Genomic DNA, 15,120 nt, shown 5'->3' with positions numbered 1-15,120 from the left:
ATCCTTTCTAAAGAAAAAACTGATATGCCTATTTATCACTCCAGCGAAAGAACCGGGAGGCAAGGTATGTGGAAACAACAGCAATGCCCAGCAGCACACCAACCTCAAGGCCGAAGTCTGTAATCGGCGCTTCACTCCATGTTCCACGAAGCATTTCAATCACATAATACAACGGGAGGATTTTTGCTACATATTGAAGCACAGTCGGCATCATTTCAAGCGGAAAAGTCGCTCCCGATAAAAACAGCATAAGATTCAGGAACAACGAGCTGATAGCAGCCGCACTTTGGGTATTCTTGGCAAGCGATGTCAGAAAAAGCGCGAAAGGAAAAAAGGCAAGGATGCTGATCAGCAGCGCCAGCAATGTACTGCCAATATAAACGGGCATGGACAGGTCATACATCAGCATGCCAAAAACCATCAACAGAACAGCAGAGATGGCAAAAATGACAGTCCCCTGGAAGGTATGGGCGGCCAGGATTTTCCATGGCTGAAGAGGTGTCGATTGATATCTCCTGAGCACACCTGTTTCCCGGTAACCCGTTAAAACCGTTCCCAAGGTAAAGAAAGAGGTGGTGACAATATTGACGCCGATCCAGGCAGGAACAAACAATTCGGCGAACAATCTTTCATCCATCTCCTGCCCGACAAACATGGATCCGAATAACCAAATCATGGCCACCGGAAATAAAAAGGTCCAAAACACGCTGAGCCGGTCTCTGAAGAACATCTTCGTTTCTAATGTAGCAAGCTTGGCAATAGCTGTCATCCCGCGGCAACCTCCTTTTCGAGATAGTGAACAAACAAGTCATCAAGAGAGCCCTTTTCAAATTTAAAATCAGAAAGTACAATCCCTTTGCTGCGGCAGTATGTAAAAATATGATACGCCGTCTCCTGCTGATTTTCACTGAAAACCTTAAATACTTTATCCTCTTTTTCCACCCTGACCACTTCAGGCAGTGCCTCTAAAAATCTCTGATCAACCTGATCGCTTTCAAATGCAATATACTGACCTGATGGGTTATCTAGTAACTCTTCAGGTGTGTTCAATGCTTTCAGTTCACCGCTGTAAATCATCGCCACACGATCACACAGTTTTTCTGCTTCCTCCATATAGTGGGTCGTCACAACAATCGTACATCCCTCATCCCTTAACATCCTGATCATCGACCACATTTCCCTCCGCGCATGAGGATCCAATCCCATACTTGGTTCATCAAGAAACACAATTTCCGGGCTGTGCAGAGTGGCAAGTGCAAGGGTGACCCTTTGCTTCCAGCCTCCGGACAAATCCTCAAAACGCACATTCATTTTCTCGTCAAGATTCAACAAATCAATCAGATACTCTTTCTTTGTTGTTTCACTGTAGAACGAGGCAAACAGGTCTATCGCCTCCTTCACCTTCATCTTTCTCTGAATCGAGGTAGCTTGAAATTGCACACCTATCCGCTTATTCAACTCTCTCAGCTGACGGCTGGGAACAAGCCCCAGTACATCGATCGTTCCTTGTGTCGGTTTACTGATGCCCTCGAGCATTTCCAGCGTTGTCGTCTTTCCTGCTCCATTCGGTCCAATGATGCCAAAGATTTCTCCCCTTCTTACAGAAAAAGAAATATCTTTCACGGCTTGGACGCTGCCAAAGTTTTTAGATAAATTTTTAACAGTAATAACGTTTTCCATCATGGTCTCCCCTTTGCTCAACTGTTAATCTTATTTTTTCAAACCCCTCTAATAGACTATGAAGCAAGTGATGTAATTAGGGTTTTTTATGTAAGTATTTTTGTATGCTGCCAGTTTTATAATGGTAATTCATTTTGGAGAAAAGATTATTTATAAACCTCATCCTCCAGCTCTTCAATTCTTCTTCTCAATATAAAATTCTCTTTTTTCACTTCATATGAGTTGTAAAATGCTCCGGCTGCAAGTGAAAACGCAAACCAGGTCCACAGCCAATCCATTAAACCTCTCCTTTCACGACTACTTGGAGCTGCACCTATTCACAAGAGAAGATTCTAATGAATGAGCAGAAACTTCACTTTTATGTTTTGGTGCTTTTTCCCAAGTGCTAGTATATTTACGGCTGACACCTCAATAAGTTTCAAAAAATTCAGAACCAAATACAGATATTAATTCTAAGGCTGAGGTTGAGTTGCAAGGCGAAAATAATATCCCCGCCTAAACGTTACAAACAGCGAGCGAATCATCATAAATGATGAGAAGTCTGCCGGGTATGGTTTCTTCAGAATTAAATCATTTTGAAACATCCATTAAAGGCAAAAAGGAAAACAGGGAAAACCTAAAAATTCCGTTTATTGACGGTTTCGCTGGCAAAGGGTATGGTTACATCTAAAAGAAGTAAAAGAATTGAATAATTTTATCAGTTAAGGTGAGATTGCGTGGAAAATATAATAACAGACTGGCTGGGATCCATTAGTGCTCCAGCTGCAGTTGGACTAAGCATCCTTTTAAACATTATCATCAGCACACTCGGTGTCATTCCCAGTGTATTTTTAACAGCGGCTAATATCTCCATCTTCGGGTTCGAATTCGGTTTATTTCTGTCATTCACCGGGGAAGTGCTTGGTGCAATCATCAGTTTCATTCTTTATCGTAAAGGATTACGAAAAATCGCAAGCAGGAAAAGCATTCAACAGAAGCATTTAAAAAAGCTGCTGCATTCCAAAGGCGGGGAAGCGTTCCTCCTGGTTTTGGGTCTTCGATTATTTCCATTTGCACCATCCGGTTTGGTCACGCTGGCTGGGGCTTTCAGTACAATGGGCATTCTCAATTTCGCAGCCGCAAGTACACTTGGTAAGATCCCAGCTATTCTTATAGAAGCCTATTCCGTTCAGGAAGTGCTTCTCATGAGTGGAACAGGGAAATTCATTTTGACTCTAACTGCGGTTGTGTTAATCGGCTCTTTCCTTATCAGACTCCGCAAGTCCGCTGGAAAGTGAATTTAGAGGGAACCATTCAAGAATAAAAACCACCTGTGAGAACGGCTGGCTTTCTCTGCGGATGGAAACCCTTTCTTTCCGGCCTTTGCCTAAAATGCTCACTGATTGATTACATCAGCAAAGAAAATACACTATTAACCCCCTAGACGAAACTTTTCCCTCCATACCTCTCCTTTCTTTATTCTGGTGCTTATGATCTCCTTCTTCTAAAATTAATCAGACACATTTCCTCCGCCACAAGACCATTCTCCTATCTGCTGCATGCCAATCAGCTCATTTTCCAAAAAATGCTTCTGAAACTAATAGGATTTCCGATAGGATAGATGGGGAGGACTTCCCCTATTTCGGATGAAATGGAGTGGGAAAATGAAAAGGTTGGGATTGATTTTGCTAATGCTGTTTTTGGTGCTGCCGGTCAGCACGCACGCCGGGACAATCGGCGGAAAAGATAATCCCGGTGGTGTACCCGGACAATGGTACGCCGGAGATGCTCCTGGTTACTCTGACCCTAATAAGCCGGTGCTTGTGTTTATCCATGGAATCAACAGCTCCTCCAAAACTTGGTGGGAGAGCAACAACATGTATCAAACCGCCCTCAATAATGGGTATCAAACTGCATTCATCGACGTTCATCCAGACAAGAATATGTGGGATAACGGAACGATCATCAATAACCGTGTCCGTGACATCTACAACTATTTTGGCCAGAAGAAATTGGTCATAGTCGGCCACAGCAAAGGTGGAATCGATGCTCAGAACGCATTGGTCCATTACGGGGCATACCCTTATGTTTCTAACCTCATCACTCTGTCCACACCTCATTACGGCTCACAGCTTGCCGACCTTGCCTATAGCGGTTGGGCCGGATGGCTTGCCAGCATTTTAGGAAGCAAAAATGATGCTACTTACTCACTTCAGACAGGATACATGAGAAATTACCGTTCTCAGATTGATGCACATAGTAACCGCTCTAAAAATCCACTTTTTACTTTAGCCGGGACTAAATGGGGAAGCTTTGGCTCTTCTCTTTATTGGGGAGGACTTTACTTAAGCTCTTACGGTTCCAATGACGGTGCCGTGACCGTTGCCAATTCACGGCTTCCTTACAGCAGGGAGGTCCGTGTCAGCAGCTGGAATCACACGACAGTCAGGGAAGGCGGAACATTTCAATATTTCCGTCCTTACTTAACTCTTAATGCCCAGCCGGTTGCTGGAATCACATCTGCGGAATCAATGAATGAACCACTGGCCCCGGAATTGGAGCCTGCCAACATCAGTGTCCTTCATAGGGGAGGAGAATTTTCAGCAAGTGCTCTGGAAACCTTTCAGGTGGAAGAAAACGTTGCCAAACTGGATCTTGACTGGCTCAGCGATAAAAAGATGAAAGATCTTGTAGTAATCAGTCCGTCTGGTGTAGAGTACAGGAAATTCACTCATGCAGTAGACGAAGGAGTATTCAAAGGCGGACATCACCACAGCTTTCAGATCCAGAAGCCAGAAGCAGGTCAGTGGAGTGTAAAAGTGAACAAGAAAAAAGCAGCCTACTTGATGACAGTCGGCTTCCATTCTGACTTGAACGAAGAGATCATCCTAGACGAGAAGACCCTTGAATTGAAGAACAAAGGCAGCAAAGTGAAAGACTTCCATGTCAATGTCAATATCAATAAAGACGGCCAGAAGAAGAAAGATTCCTCTATGATGATCATGCAAAAAGGAAAAGTACCATTTACATTCAAGGAAGAAGGCGTCTACACCCTGACCATGGATGTAAAAGGAAAGACCAAAGCCGGGAAGAAATTCGAAAGAACAATCATTAAATCTATTTACGTGGACAAAAATGGGAAGACGTATTAGGTTATAAAGGCTCCTCTATTAATCCTGTTATTAACGCGTATAAATGCAGACCAACAGAAAAGGCCTAACATAGGATTGACACTTCAATGTTAGGTCCTTTCTGAGTTTTTTTTTGCAAACTACCGCCATAATTGAGGGGAAAAACACTTCTTGGGATGTTTCCGAATGCCACCATTGATGAGAAAACCGCCTTAATTTATACCATTAGTTTTTCAAAAAGTGAGAGTGTAATAACGAAAGTTGATAAAGTGCCTAAAGAAGTTAAAGATACGATTTTCCGGCTGCTCTGCTCTTTAGAAGGTTTACTTAGTTCCTTAATAACTGCGCCCCATATCAACATAGAAGCCAGGATAAGAATACTCATCTATTTAATCACCTTTTCTTGATAATAAATAATTCATTCATGCTAATCGTAGAAGGTTACTTATCTTTATTGATTATACGGGTTATATCTTCCACTCACTGAATCGAAGCATTATTGAATTCAAGATTGAGACTGATTTTCCTTAAAGTGCTTTCTTTGTATGCAGTTTATTAGAACATCAAGTTCTTGACTGATGTCAATTGTGACCTGACTATCCAAACCATTTTTAGCAGCAGACTTAAATAATCTTGACCTGGTTTCTTCTATCAGCCTGCGCAAATCACACTCTCTCAAAAGAATCTCCTCCAGAGAATTACATATAAACAGAATTTGGTATTTTTTCTGACCTCCTAAAAATTATAAAATTTATTCCTATTAATGTAAATTTAATGATGTTAAACTTTATTTAAGCATTACTTAACAAAGACGAAGAAGGTGTTAATTTTACTGTGAATATCGAGCAGATCAAATACATACTGGAAGTAAGCAAAGAAGGGTCCATTACCAAGGCTGCCGAGCGATTGCACCTTTCTCCATCAGCATTGAGCCAGTCTATTACTCAATTAGAAAAAGAATTGGGAGTAACGATTTTTTCTCGATCCCGAAAAGGTACTACTCCTACATCAGAAGGAAAAAAGTTTTAAATCGAGGAAATGAAATGATTTACAGCCTGGAAAAGATGTATAAAGAAATTTCCGTGGATAAAGAGGATAAGCTCTTAAAAATAGGCTGTTCCCCTTCGATTACTTATCTTGTCTATGACGCATTCATTCTTTTTCACGAGGGTCACAGCAATGTGAAGGTAGAAATTATCGAGCTTGACCAGGACGAGATCTTAAGCCGGTTGATACATGGAGATATAGATTTAGCTTTTTCGCCTTTTAGTGAAGAAGAATTGAGCGGATTGAGGATCAGCGATTTTCTCGACTATCAATTAATCTATACCGGATACGCCTGTATTTGTGCTGGTAAACACTCTCCTCTTTTCTTAAAGGACTTTGTCACTCCAGAAGATTTAAAAGGAGAAAAGATGGTCATGTATAATTCTAAACGGTCCAGCCATTTTGTGAATTCATACCTGCCAAGCGCGTCTCTTCTATTTACCACTAATAATATTGGAGTATTAAAGAGTGCGATTTTTGATGGACATGCTTCATCCCTGGTTTATAATTTCACCTTCAAAAACCATATCGACGTAAAAAAGGAAACATGGCAATCATCCCCTTCATGAACCCTGGGAAGATCCTCAATTATTTTTGGGTCATCTACAATAAAAACAAAGAACTTTCCTATGAAGCCCAAGAATTTCAGAAAAAAATGATTCAAGTACTTAATGAGTAGAAAGAAAAAAAGGCGGTCTTTCCTTAGATTCTCTGATAGTTATTTGATTCCGGTGTTTAAGTCCGTTCCCGGGGGTTCGAACCCTCGGGTGCTCGATCTGGATTCAGAAACGCAGCTTAATTTCCGATCAAGAAGATTTATACTTTCTTAAAAAAGGGATTAACGCGTTTAACGTTAACCCCTCTCCTGATTTCACATTATTTTTCTGCTTCCTTCATGTACAAGCTTTCTTCAAAGTCTTCGACCATTTGTAAGAAACGGCTTTTTTCTTCTAAATAGGGAAGATGATTGCTCTCTTTAAATATATAAAGCTGTGAACTCGGAATCTCTCTATGTATTTCTTCAGAATAATACAAAGGGCACTGCTTATCGTGGCTTCCGCAGTAAACCAGGGTAGGAACGTTAATCCCCTGTAGTTTCTCTCGAATATCAAATTCGGGAAGCTCCTGAAAAGAGTAATAATCCAGTCTCCTTTGAACTACTTTTCCGCTTGAGAGACTCTTAAAATAGTCTTCTCTTTTATCTGCATTAAACAAAGACATGTTAGTCCATTCTTGATTGGCATTCCTTTTTTCCTCAACCGTTGCCTCAGGTGATTTCAAAATAGCAAATATCTCTTTTAGACGTTTATTCAATGGGCTTTTGGAACAGTACATACTTCCCCTGTTCTCCATATATTTTTTAGAAGCTGCAACTCCGCCAACCACCAATCCTTCAAGGCTGCCGGGGAATAAATCCCCATAAACAAGCCCCAACATTCCGCCAGTTGAATGGCCTGCGAAACTCCACTTCTCTAATCCCAGCTCTTCCCGAACCGCTTCAAGATCCTTCACTGACTCTGTCATGCCCAACTCTTCTTCCAAATCAGCCTTACAAGAGTTCCCGGCTTCTTTCAGGTTAACTAGAATGACCTGAAAGCGGTCCACAAAAGCATCAGCAAAATAATAGCCCAGCTCATTGAATTCACTGTACAAATGTGTGATACATACAGGTTTACCTTCTCCTCTGACAAAGATTTCAAAAAGCCCTCGAGTCGTTTTAAGCAGCTGCTGCTTCCACATAAAAAACACCTCCACAAAAAGTATATCCGGTAATGGGTATCTAGGTGATTTCCGCTCCAGGTGTACGACTCCGCGGGGCGGGCGGTGAGCCTCCTCAGCTTCGCTTGCGGGGTCTCACCTGTCCCGCTAGTCCCGCAGGAGATCGTACACCTTCCACTTCAATCGTCTAATATTTAGAAGGCTATGTAAGCACATTACACATTCATAAATATTACTGAACGTTAACATCAATGAATCCATTTTCAATGCAAAACGAGAATAAATCTTGCCTTCTAATAAATTGACTTCCCTTTAACTTAAATTGAAGTATCCATTAGCTTTTCTTCTCCATATTATAAACCGTTACCAGTCCTGCTCTAATTTCTACTACGAGTTTCATCCTAAAAGGTTGGTGTATTCATGATAAAGTAATTTCATAGCTTCGATGATCTTCTGATCTGCAGTCTCATCATTAAATCGATTGGGCAAATCCACAGCTCCTAAAGCAAAAAGAAGCGGGTGTTCGCCAAAAGCTTCCATGATGCCGATATCCACCACGACATTTTCCAGTCCGCCAGTCATATGGTTTAGATGAGAGGAAGGAATTCCTTCTATCTCCCCTTTTTGTCTAACCAATCCATTTATGACTGGTGTCCATATATCGGGATTTTTTGTATATTCTTCATAGATATGTATCATTAGATGTAAAGCTTCATCCAGCTTTCCCTTATTTTCATGGCTTCTCGGATTATCCGTGACTTGGATGGATGGGAACACGGCTTGAATGGTGTGATTCACTTCCTCCCAGCCGCCGCAGTACTTCACGACCTCTCCGGCAACAAAGCTGTCATGGCAGGCAATCATGACTTCAACTGCTTCACTCAACTGTAATGAACTTCTTATTTGAAAATGCGGATAGAGTTCTTTACTATCCTCTGAGGGATTAAAGGAAATGTTATCCACAATATCATTCCAATTAAATTCACCTTCTTCCACCCGCGCGGCCGCACAATACCCTATAGCTATTTTGGCAGCAGACGCCAGAGGAACGATCATTTCTGTGTTAATGGAAGGCAAGAAAGCAGTGTTTTCCGTGCAATAAACGTTAATCCCGATCCTTCCCTGCTGAATTTCGTTTAATTTATCCAGTACCTGATTCATTTTTCTTGCTCCTTCTTTTGTCTAAAATTAAGGAATAACTCCAAGCTGCAGCAATCCCGATCCAAAAAATAGAGAAGGAGGAAAATAAGTCCCTATTGAAAATCAAAGTGTGGGAATGGTCGATGAACAACAATACCAGGTAAGTGTAAAACCCAAAAACCGCTCCCTTATTCCAATGACTTTTTTCTGCCTTTGTCATATCTCTGAAGAACTTCATTTCAACCTCCTGAATTAAGACAGGCTTTTATATAACTAATAGATTACTATTACTTCAGCTATTTAGAATTTTTTATAAGATAGACCAACTCATGCTCCTTCTTAAACCCCATTTTCGTATAGAGCCTTAATGCTTTTTCATTAGCCGAGTCCACACAGAGTGTTACCGAATGCATGGAGTCGAATAAGAATAACCAATTCAGCGCCTGAGATATTAAACGGGCTCCTATTCCTTTTCCTCTTGCTGATTCATCTACTGCAAAGAATTCTAAGCTCGCTTCCCCAAACTCAGGTTCTGCTTCGGCATAAATATATCCAGTTAACCGGCCGCCTTCACTGGTGATCATTACTTTATTGTAATCAATCATTCTTTCAATTATTTGACTGCCATTATAATATGATTCGGGGAAAATCTTGTTGTGCAGCTCTTTCATTGCACTATAGTACTCTGGTGTGATTTCTTGAAACGGCTCACCACTTACCTGCCCCATGTCTTTTCGGTCGAAACTAAGGATGGTCTGCACACTCTTTTGAACAAAGCCAAGTTCTTCCGCCAAGGTAAGCACATTAACATTTTTCTTATTTGGAAACATACGGAGACTGTGGACTTGATCAGGAATTAATTCAATCATCCGGTTCCACATGCTATGCAGAACATCGATATGAAATCCCTTGAAAAAAGGTCCCCATATCTCAGCGGAATTATTCTCAATGTCGGCATCAAACCCTAAAACAGCAACCAGCTCATCTTGATCATAAGCAACCAAAAAGCTATCCATATAAGATAAATCAGTTATGTCATTTCTGATTGAATAAGCGATCTCTTTGCTGTCCTGGCCGCAGTATCCTATGTGTGAAGCTTTTTCTCTATTTAAATGGGAAATGAATTCTGCAACTCTATCAACTTCCCCTTCATTCATAGCTCTCATTTTCAAAATTGTCACTTCCCCCTAAAAGACCATATAGGTATTGATCAACCATTCTTAGTGAAATGACTGACAAGGGAACAGAGAGTGCTTTAAAAAGTTGAATAAGTTTTCATACTGTTTTCACTTCCCTTACCAAGTCTATGTTCTTGTTTTGATTAGACGATTAATAGAGTTCAAATGTTTCATTTCTTTCATGCACTTACAAAACACGTTCATAAATAACCGTGCTGAATAAAAAAGGCTGTTTTCGCATAAATTACTGCTTTCGGAAAAATCCCAAGAGCCGGATTTTTCCCCGGATACTGATGTTTTCTCTCTAATTGGAGTGAGTAGCTCTTTTCTTTCTTGCTTCCCCAAGATAGTTAAGTGGTTTATCTTACAACAATATTTTAAAAGCAACAAAGTTTACGAAAAGAGCCTAAAAAAACAGCAATCGAAAGATGATTGCTGTTTGCACTGTAACTATTCAGTTCTACTATTGGCTGCTCTCCTTAGTAGTTTTGATATAATTCATTAAAATAACAGCACCTGACACATTCAGAATCAAACTGGAACCAAGCAAAATACCCTTTAAGACAGCTGCCAATGGCATCGTAACTCCAAGCAGCAGAAAGACCAAGCCGCATAACACAAGCACTAACCCTTTTGTTTTGTTATCCATTAAAATAAACCTCCTTTTTTCATGACAATGAAAAACCTTTAATCAGTCAATGATTAGACAATCTCCATGAAGGAATCAAGGAATGAAAGCGGAAGAAATAACTCATGGGAATATGAATGATGACATAAATAGTGAGTGTGGTGATATAAGTAAGAAACCATAAAGGGATAGCCTCCCCCAAAAATAAGTAAAGGAGAAGCATCCCTGCAGGAAAAGGAACCAGCACAATCAACCACATCGGACTGCCCAGAAATTCTGTTAAAGCACCTAAAGAAACAACCGTAAAGCCTATTATGAATGCCTGCCAAAATGGAATGCCGCTGCTTATGATCATACTTCCAACATAATAAGAAAAACCATTTAACGTAACCGCCAATATGAAATCAAACAAATATTTTCCCTTCACTTCCCCAGCCCCCTGCATCTTCAATAACTTCTTCTAAAAGATAGATTAATAACCCACTTTCCAAATTTGCACTTCAATAATTCCAAAATATTACTATGAAACGACTACTTTATTTTAACATAATTACCCATAAATATATCTACAGAATTTCCTGATAGGTATAGGTCATGAAATGAAAAATGGACTGCAATCACAGAATTACAGTCCATTGTTTAACTAGCTCTTCCCTATCATATTTTCAAAACAGGGATCCATATTTCACTTTTGACTTCGGACGAAGATAAATCCTTGCTTTTTATTGACAAAATCTCCGGCCCTTCTACTTGTTGATAGCTTGAGGCAGGAAACCATTCTGAATAGATACGTCCCCATGTTTCCTGCAGTGTATCAGGGAAAGGACCAGCAGACTCAAACACTGCCCATGTGTATCCGAGAACTTCCAGAACAGAATAGCCATAACAAAATAGAGAATCCAAAATGGTATACCCAGAAGTTGTACCAATGGCTTGACTTCTTGAGGCAAAAACAGGATAAGCAATACTCCCACAATTAAAAACGGCAGCAGTAGCATCCAGTAACGTTTACTTTTAAACATTTATACCTCTCCCTAGAACTTAAAATAAAATATAATCTGCGTCATACCTTAATTATTCCCAGTCTAGAAGGCTCAGTGAATCAATCGTCTACCGAAATCTTACGTTCGAATATAATTTCATAATCTGTCGGTTTTCCATGTCCATTATATTTTAGCGGCAGAACCTGAACCAGCCTCCATCCTTGTGAAGCGTACTCATCGATTACCTCTCTGTGTTGAGGAGAAGTGAAAAATCCTCCAAGTGTCGTTTCAACATACTTGTATTCATACATTGGCAGCCCTCCGTCTTCTTCTATATGTTATATACGAGGCTGGCCTCGAAATGGTTTCAATCAGGAACTATTGACTAAAGAAAAGCCCCTGTGAAGGTCACTAAGGGGTGCCGTTTTGGTAGAAAAAATTACCAATAGCATTATAAATAGCAGGCTAATTCATATGAATTAGCCTGCTTTATTTGTTGTTATAACAATGTTTGCATTCGAATTTGGGGTTTATTAGCACTTCGAATATTGAACAGATAATAAATGAGATGTTAATTAGGGTGATAAATGACTTGTCAATTAGCAACCTGTTCTTGCGAAGATGAGCATCTAGTATTGTGTGATACAATTGTGAATAATGGATATTTCTATAAACGGGCAGCTTGCTGGAATATGATCTTACTACAATGGGGTGGCATATAATGAAAATCTACTCAGTTGAGGATATACCGAAAAACAAAATAATTGAATTTTTCAAATTACATTGGGGAAGTCCAGAAATGGTTATTTCAAGTGGCGTTTATGATTGTAGTATATTAGAGGGTTTTGCAATTGTAAATGTGAAAGGAGCAATCATTGGCTTAATTACTTATATAATCAAAGATAAAGAATTGGAAATTATATCTTTGGATAGTATTGAAGAAGGTAAAGGAATAGGCACATCGTTAGTTCAAGAAGTAGAAAATCTTGCTATTAAAAAAAGATGTAGACTCGTTAAACTTATAACAACAAACGATAATTTATCAGCATTAAAGTTTTATCAAAAAAGAGGTTTTATTCTTTCTCACATTATAAATAATGCAGTTGATAAAGCAAGAGAGTTAAAACCAGAGATACCCTTGATTGGCAATGAAGGTATCCCAATAAGAGATGAGATTGAATTGATAAAGATATTAAACTAACGAAGGCTTTAATGTAATAAGAAGATCCTAAAAAATCAAAAAACCCAGATCCTTTTGAATCTGGGTTTTTTGCTATAAAATACGGTATTATTCTTAGATCTTTAAGCCTAGTTTATCAAAGTCCGTAAGTAAGACAGATTTTTTAGACGCTTAATAATAAGGGGAAAATTTCCCCTTATTTAGTAAAACAGCTCCTAAAATGCCTTTAATAGAGGGAAATATTCCCTCTATTTGCTAAAAATCAGGTCAAAAGAGTCATTTTTCTTTGCTTAAGGGGAAAATTTACCCTTATTCACTTCAAAACGGCGCCTGTTTTTCATCATAACGGGAAAATTTCCCCTTATTGATCCAACATGGGTGAAATGTTGTATTGAAATCTCTTCTAACATAGGCGTCTGCTCAATTGCAGGGTAAGAAAAAGTTAATAATAAATATCCACAATAAAAAAAGCACTGTGAATTTTAAAGTGAATTCACAGTGCGTTATCTTATTTGAATTTAATGCGCTCCTCTAAAGTAAAACTGTTTTCAAGCCTCACAGAGGTTTTCCCATTCTTATATTACAGATTAACAACAGTCACTTTCGTTCCCTTTGAGTTCCAGGCCGTTGCTATCCTGATTGAAATCCAGGATCAGGTTTTGCGCAGCCGATTCTATTCTCGGGTCTATCGCTACCTTGATTGAATTAATCGTTGATACTTCATCATTTTCTTCCGGCTCATCCAGAGCCAGCCCAACTTGTGGCTGTCCTCAGCCAAAGCCTGCAAAATAAAAACGAATGTTTTCAGCATCGTGTTCTTTTAACATTTCCTGTAAGAAATCACGAGCTCCATCTGTAATGTTCACTATATTTGCACTCCTTACTACTTTATGAATTTTTCACGCCAATTACCATGATACCTTATTTATTCGGGAAAATGCGACCCAAAGACTCTTTCATTTCAGGTTTTACGTTAATCTTTGGCCGGGCAGCCTTTGCCATATCCTCTGCTTCTTCAATCGAGTTTGCTTTCCCTAATGAAAGTAGTGTACCAATGGCGACTGTACCGGTTCTGTTGCTGCCCCCAGCGCAATGAAAGTAAACTTTTTGTCCCTGTTCATAGGCATCAACGACCATGTCTATAGATTTTCTGATGGATTCATCCTGATGTTCAGCATCATCCACGATAGGGCTGTGTGTTCTATCATATTCAACTTCAGGTGCTTCGGCACGTAAATCAAAGATGACATCTGCCTTGCCCTTTTCCAGGATTTCTTTGGCTCCATCAGCACCGCCGATATATATGCGATCTTTGATTAGTTCATGATAGTGTTGAGTTGTCATATTTCCTCCGCCTTTTTAAAAGAGTGTTTAATATGGATAGCTGCGTTTCGTACCCTTGAGGATGAGCAGCTCTTTTCTTGATTATTTACCAAGATAGTTCAGGCTAGAAGTGTTAATACTTTTTGTTGAAAAAGCAATAAGGTTTTAGCAACCAGCCTTTTATAAAGATTTACTCCAGTCCTGCACTCTGTTTCCTTCCAGGTATCTTTCCGTATCAAGTGCGGCCATACAGCCTGTTCCCGCTGCTGTAATCGCTTGGCGGTATTTGCTGTCCTGAACATCACCGCAGGCAAAGACGCCGGGAATATTTGTTTCAGTCGTGCCTGGAACTACATCGATATAGCCATTTGAATCTGTATCAATCTGGCCTTTCAAGAAAGAAGTATTCGGTGAATGGCCGATTGCGACAAAGATTCCGTCTGTCTCGATTAGTTCTTCAGTACCTGTTTCATTGTTTTTGACCTTCAAGCCTGTAACCTTCATTCCATCTGAGATGACTTCAAGGGGTGTCCTATTCAGGGACCAGGAAATCTTTTCGTTTTCTCTTGCACGGTCCTGCATGATTTTTGATGCCCTCAGTTCTTCGCGGCGGTTAACGATTATCACTTCTGATGCAAATTTCGTTAAGAAGCTTGCCTCTTCCATGGCCGAATCTCCGCCTCCGATAATGACGACTTTTTTTCCGCGGTAGAAGAAACCATCACAGGTTGCACAAGTACTGACTCCGCGGCCGATGTTTTCAGATTCTCCGGGAATACCCAGCATTTTGGCTGAAGCCCCCGTGGACAAAATAAGTGATTCCGTCTGAATTTCACCCAAACCGCTGACTTTCAAGGTAAAAGGACGCTGCGATAAATCAACATCTGTTACCCAGCCCCTTTTAAATCGGGCACCAAATCTTTCTGCCTGCTTCCTCATATTGTCCATTAATTCCGGGCCCATGATACCATCAACAAATCCAGGGAAATTCTCCACTTCTGTTGTTAATGTCAACTGGCCTCCCGGCTGATCTCCTTCAATAATAAGAGGTTCCATATTCGCTCTTGCCAAATAAATCGCTGACGTCAGACCCGCAGGCCCTGTTCCTAAAATCACTACTTTTTCCATATCT

The 15,120-nt window shown here is 40.1% G+C and carries 18 protein-coding genes and 1 pseudogene; 5 read left to right on the top strand and 14 right to left on the bottom strand.

Annotated elements, in window-relative coordinates; genetic code table 11:
- Nucleotides 1-28 precede the first annotated feature (28 nt).
- The 3 genes from B9Z54_RS06185 to B9Z54_RS26120 form a co-directional block, all read right to left on the bottom strand.
- On the bottom strand, nucleotides 29-769 hold the full coding sequence (locus B9Z54_RS06185) for an ABC transporter permease (protein WP_113927603.1): 741 nt from the start codon (nucleotides 767-769) through the stop codon (nucleotides 29-31).
- Complete coding sequence (locus tag B9Z54_RS06180; RefSeq protein ID WP_113927602.1) at nucleotides 766-1,680, bottom strand: ABC transporter ATP-binding protein; 915 nt, start codon at nucleotides 1,678-1,680, stop codon at nucleotides 766-768. The genes B9Z54_RS06185 and B9Z54_RS06180 overlap by 4 nt, the downstream gene beginning before the upstream one ends.
- Before the next feature lie 146 nt (nucleotides 1,681-1,826).
- Entirely contained in the window at nucleotides 1,827-1,958 is a 132-nt protein-coding gene (locus B9Z54_RS26120) for a hypothetical protein (RefSeq protein WP_262371022.1), read from the bottom strand.
- Between the two features lie 438 nt (nucleotides 1,959-2,396).
- Between B9Z54_RS26120 and B9Z54_RS06175 the strand changes: the two genes are divergently transcribed.
- Both B9Z54_RS06175 and B9Z54_RS06170 read left to right on the top strand, forming a co-directional pair.
- Entirely contained in the window at nucleotides 2,397-2,957 is a 561-nt protein-coding gene (locus tag B9Z54_RS06175; protein ID WP_113927601.1) for a TVP38/TMEM64 family protein, read from the top strand.
- A gap of 366 nt (nucleotides 2,958-3,323) precedes the next feature.
- The gene (locus B9Z54_RS06170; protein ID WP_240189822.1) at nucleotides 3,324-4,811 is read left to right on the top strand and encodes an esterase/lipase family protein; all 1,488 of its coding nucleotides are present in this window, start codon (nucleotides 3,324-3,326) and stop codon (nucleotides 4,809-4,811) included.
- A 484-nt stretch (nucleotides 4,812-5,295) separates the two neighbouring features.
- Here the strand turns inward: B9Z54_RS06170 and B9Z54_RS26115 are convergent, their stop codons facing one another.
- On the bottom strand, nucleotides 5,296-5,454 hold the full coding sequence (locus tag B9Z54_RS26115) for an aspartyl-phosphate phosphatase Spo0E family protein (protein WP_262371025.1): 159 nt from the start codon (nucleotides 5,452-5,454) through the stop codon (nucleotides 5,296-5,298).
- Between the two features lie 170 nt (nucleotides 5,455-5,624).
- On the opposite strand from B9Z54_RS26115, the gene B9Z54_RS06160 reads away from it, so the two are divergent.
- Both B9Z54_RS06160 and B9Z54_RS06155 read left to right on the top strand, forming a co-directional pair.
- Nucleotides 5,625-5,819 carry a LysR family transcriptional regulator gene (locus tag B9Z54_RS06160; RefSeq protein ID WP_113927598.1) on the top strand — a complete coding sequence of 65 codons (195 nt, stop codon included), beginning with the start codon at nucleotides 5,625-5,627 and terminating at the stop codon, nucleotides 5,817-5,819.
- A gap of 14 nt (nucleotides 5,820-5,833) precedes the next feature.
- Nucleotides 5,834-6,406 (top strand): substrate-binding domain-containing protein, encoded by a 573-nt coding sequence (locus B9Z54_RS06155; protein WP_113927597.1) that lies wholly within the window; start codon nucleotides 5,834-5,836, stop codon nucleotides 6,404-6,406.
- Nucleotides 6,407-6,713: 307 nt separating this feature from the next.
- Here B9Z54_RS06155 and B9Z54_RS06150 read toward each other — a convergent pair whose 3' ends face one another.
- The 8 genes and pseudogenes from B9Z54_RS06150 to B9Z54_RS06115 all read right to left on the bottom strand — a co-directional run bounded on the left by B9Z54_RS06150 (nucleotide 6,714) and on the right by B9Z54_RS06115 (nucleotide 11,796).
- Nucleotides 6,714-7,577 carry an alpha/beta fold hydrolase gene (locus B9Z54_RS06150; RefSeq protein ID WP_113927596.1) on the bottom strand — a complete coding sequence of 288 codons (864 nt, stop codon included), beginning with the start codon at nucleotides 7,575-7,577 and terminating at the stop codon, nucleotides 6,714-6,716.
- A 375-nt stretch (nucleotides 7,578-7,952) separates the two neighbouring features.
- Nucleotides 7,953-8,717 (bottom strand): serine hydrolase, encoded by a 765-nt coding sequence (locus B9Z54_RS06145; protein ID WP_113927595.1) that lies wholly within the window; start codon nucleotides 8,715-8,717, stop codon nucleotides 7,953-7,955.
- Nucleotides 8,698-8,934 (bottom strand): hypothetical protein, encoded by a 237-nt coding sequence (locus tag B9Z54_RS06140; RefSeq protein WP_113927594.1) that lies wholly within the window; start codon nucleotides 8,932-8,934, stop codon nucleotides 8,698-8,700. The genes B9Z54_RS06145 and B9Z54_RS06140 overlap by 20 nt, the downstream gene beginning before the upstream one ends.
- A 58-nt stretch (nucleotides 8,935-8,992) precedes the next feature.
- Nucleotides 8,993-9,877, bottom strand: a complete 885-nt coding sequence (locus B9Z54_RS06135; protein ID WP_162785110.1) for a GNAT family N-acetyltransferase — start codon at nucleotides 9,875-9,877, stop codon at nucleotides 8,993-8,995.
- A gap of 460 nt (nucleotides 9,878-10,337) precedes the next feature.
- Complete coding sequence (locus B9Z54_RS06130) at nucleotides 10,338-10,523, bottom strand: hypothetical protein (protein ID WP_113927592.1); 186 nt, start codon at nucleotides 10,521-10,523, stop codon at nucleotides 10,338-10,340.
- 46 nt (nucleotides 10,524-10,569) lie between these two features.
- On the bottom strand, nucleotides 10,570-10,929 hold the full coding sequence (locus tag B9Z54_RS06125) for a hypothetical protein (RefSeq protein WP_240189821.1): 360 nt from the start codon (nucleotides 10,927-10,929) through the stop codon (nucleotides 10,570-10,572).
- A 230-nt stretch (nucleotides 10,930-11,159) separates the two neighbouring features.
- A pseudogene (locus B9Z54_RS06120) lies at nucleotides 11,160-11,381 on the bottom strand (GyrI-like domain-containing protein); the annotation flags it as partial.
- A gap of 223 nt (nucleotides 11,382-11,604) precedes the next feature.
- Nucleotides 11,605-11,796 (bottom strand): DUF4177 domain-containing protein, encoded by a 192-nt coding sequence (locus B9Z54_RS06115; protein WP_113927590.1) that lies wholly within the window; start codon nucleotides 11,794-11,796, stop codon nucleotides 11,605-11,607.
- A 410-nt stretch (nucleotides 11,797-12,206) separates the two neighbouring features.
- Here B9Z54_RS06115 and B9Z54_RS06110 point away from each other — a divergent pair, with 410 nt between their 5' ends.
- Nucleotides 12,207-12,686, top strand: coding sequence for a GNAT family N-acetyltransferase (locus B9Z54_RS06110; protein WP_113927589.1), 480 nt, complete (start codon nucleotides 12,207-12,209; stop codon nucleotides 12,684-12,686).
- A 900-nt stretch (nucleotides 12,687-13,586) separates the two neighbouring features.
- Here B9Z54_RS06110 and B9Z54_RS06105 read toward each other — a convergent pair.
- Together B9Z54_RS06105 and trxB are read right to left on the bottom strand one after the other, a co-directional pair.
- Nucleotides 13,587-14,009, bottom strand: coding sequence for a protein-tyrosine phosphatase family protein (locus B9Z54_RS06105; protein ID WP_113927588.1), 423 nt, complete (start codon nucleotides 14,007-14,009; stop codon nucleotides 13,587-13,589).
- 159 nt (nucleotides 14,010-14,168) lie between these two features.
- Nucleotides 14,169-15,116: a thioredoxin-disulfide reductase gene (gene trxB, locus B9Z54_RS06100; protein ID WP_113927587.1), complete on the bottom strand. Its 948-nt coding sequence runs from the start codon at nucleotides 15,114-15,116 to the stop codon at nucleotides 14,169-14,171.
- Between the last annotated feature and the right edge of the window lie 4 nt (nucleotides 15,117-15,120).

The sequence above is a fragment of the Bacillus sp. P14.5 genome (genome assembly GCF_003316765.1).
Lineage (GTDB): Bacteria > Bacillota > Bacilli > Bacillales > Bacillaceae_B > Rossellomorea.
Note: the sequence above shows the minus strand (reverse complement) of the source record. Positions and strands in the feature narration are given on the sequence as shown.

What these genes read in the sequence shown, in the direction of transcription:
- B9Z54_RS06185 (WP_113927603.1), bottom strand. Translation starts at nt 769, where the DNA reads ATGACAGCTATTGCCAAGCTTGCTACATTAGAAACGAAGATGTTCTTC.
- B9Z54_RS06180 (WP_113927602.1), bottom strand. Translation starts at nt 1,680, where the DNA reads ATGGAAAACGTTATTACTGTTAAAAATTTATCTAAAAACTTTGGCAGC.
- B9Z54_RS26120 (WP_262371022.1), bottom strand. Translation starts at nt 1,958, where the DNA reads ATGGATTGGCTGTGGACCTGGTTTGCGTTTTCACTTGCAGCCGGAGCA.
- B9Z54_RS06170 (WP_240189822.1), top strand. Translation starts at nt 3,324, where the DNA reads ATGAAAAGGTTGGGATTGATTTTGCTAATGCTGTTTTTGGTGCTGCCG.
- B9Z54_RS06155 (WP_113927597.1), top strand. Translation starts at nt 5,834, where the DNA reads ATGATTTACAGCCTGGAAAAGATGTATAAAGAAATTTCCGTGGATAAA.
- B9Z54_RS06150 (WP_113927596.1), bottom strand. Translation starts at nt 7,577, where the DNA reads ATGTGGAAGCAGCAGCTGCTTAAAACGACTCGAGGGCTTTTTGAAATC.
- B9Z54_RS06145 (WP_113927595.1), bottom strand. Translation starts at nt 8,717, where the DNA reads ATGAATCAGGTACTGGATAAATTAAACGAAATTCAGCAGGGAAGGATC.
- B9Z54_RS06140 (WP_113927594.1), bottom strand. Translation starts at nt 8,934, where the DNA reads ATGAAGTTCTTCAGAGATATGACAAAGGCAGAAAAAAGTCATTGGAAT.
- B9Z54_RS06130 (WP_113927592.1), bottom strand. Translation starts at nt 10,523, where the DNA reads ATGGATAACAAAACAAAAGGGTTAGTGCTTGTGTTATGCGGCTTGGTC.
- B9Z54_RS06115 (WP_113927590.1), bottom strand. Translation starts at nt 11,796, where the DNA reads ATGTATGAATACAAGTATGTTGAAACGACACTTGGAGGATTTTTCACT.
- B9Z54_RS06110 (WP_113927589.1), top strand. Translation starts at nt 12,207, where the DNA reads ATGAAAATCTACTCAGTTGAGGATATACCGAAAAACAAAATAATTGAA.
- B9Z54_RS06105 (WP_113927588.1), bottom strand. Translation starts at nt 14,009, where the DNA reads ATGACAACTCAACACTATCATGAACTAATCAAAGATCGCATATATATC.
- trxB (WP_113927587.1), bottom strand. Translation starts at nt 15,116, where the DNA reads ATGGAAAAAGTAGTGATTTTAGGAACAGGGCCTGCGGGTCTGACGTCA.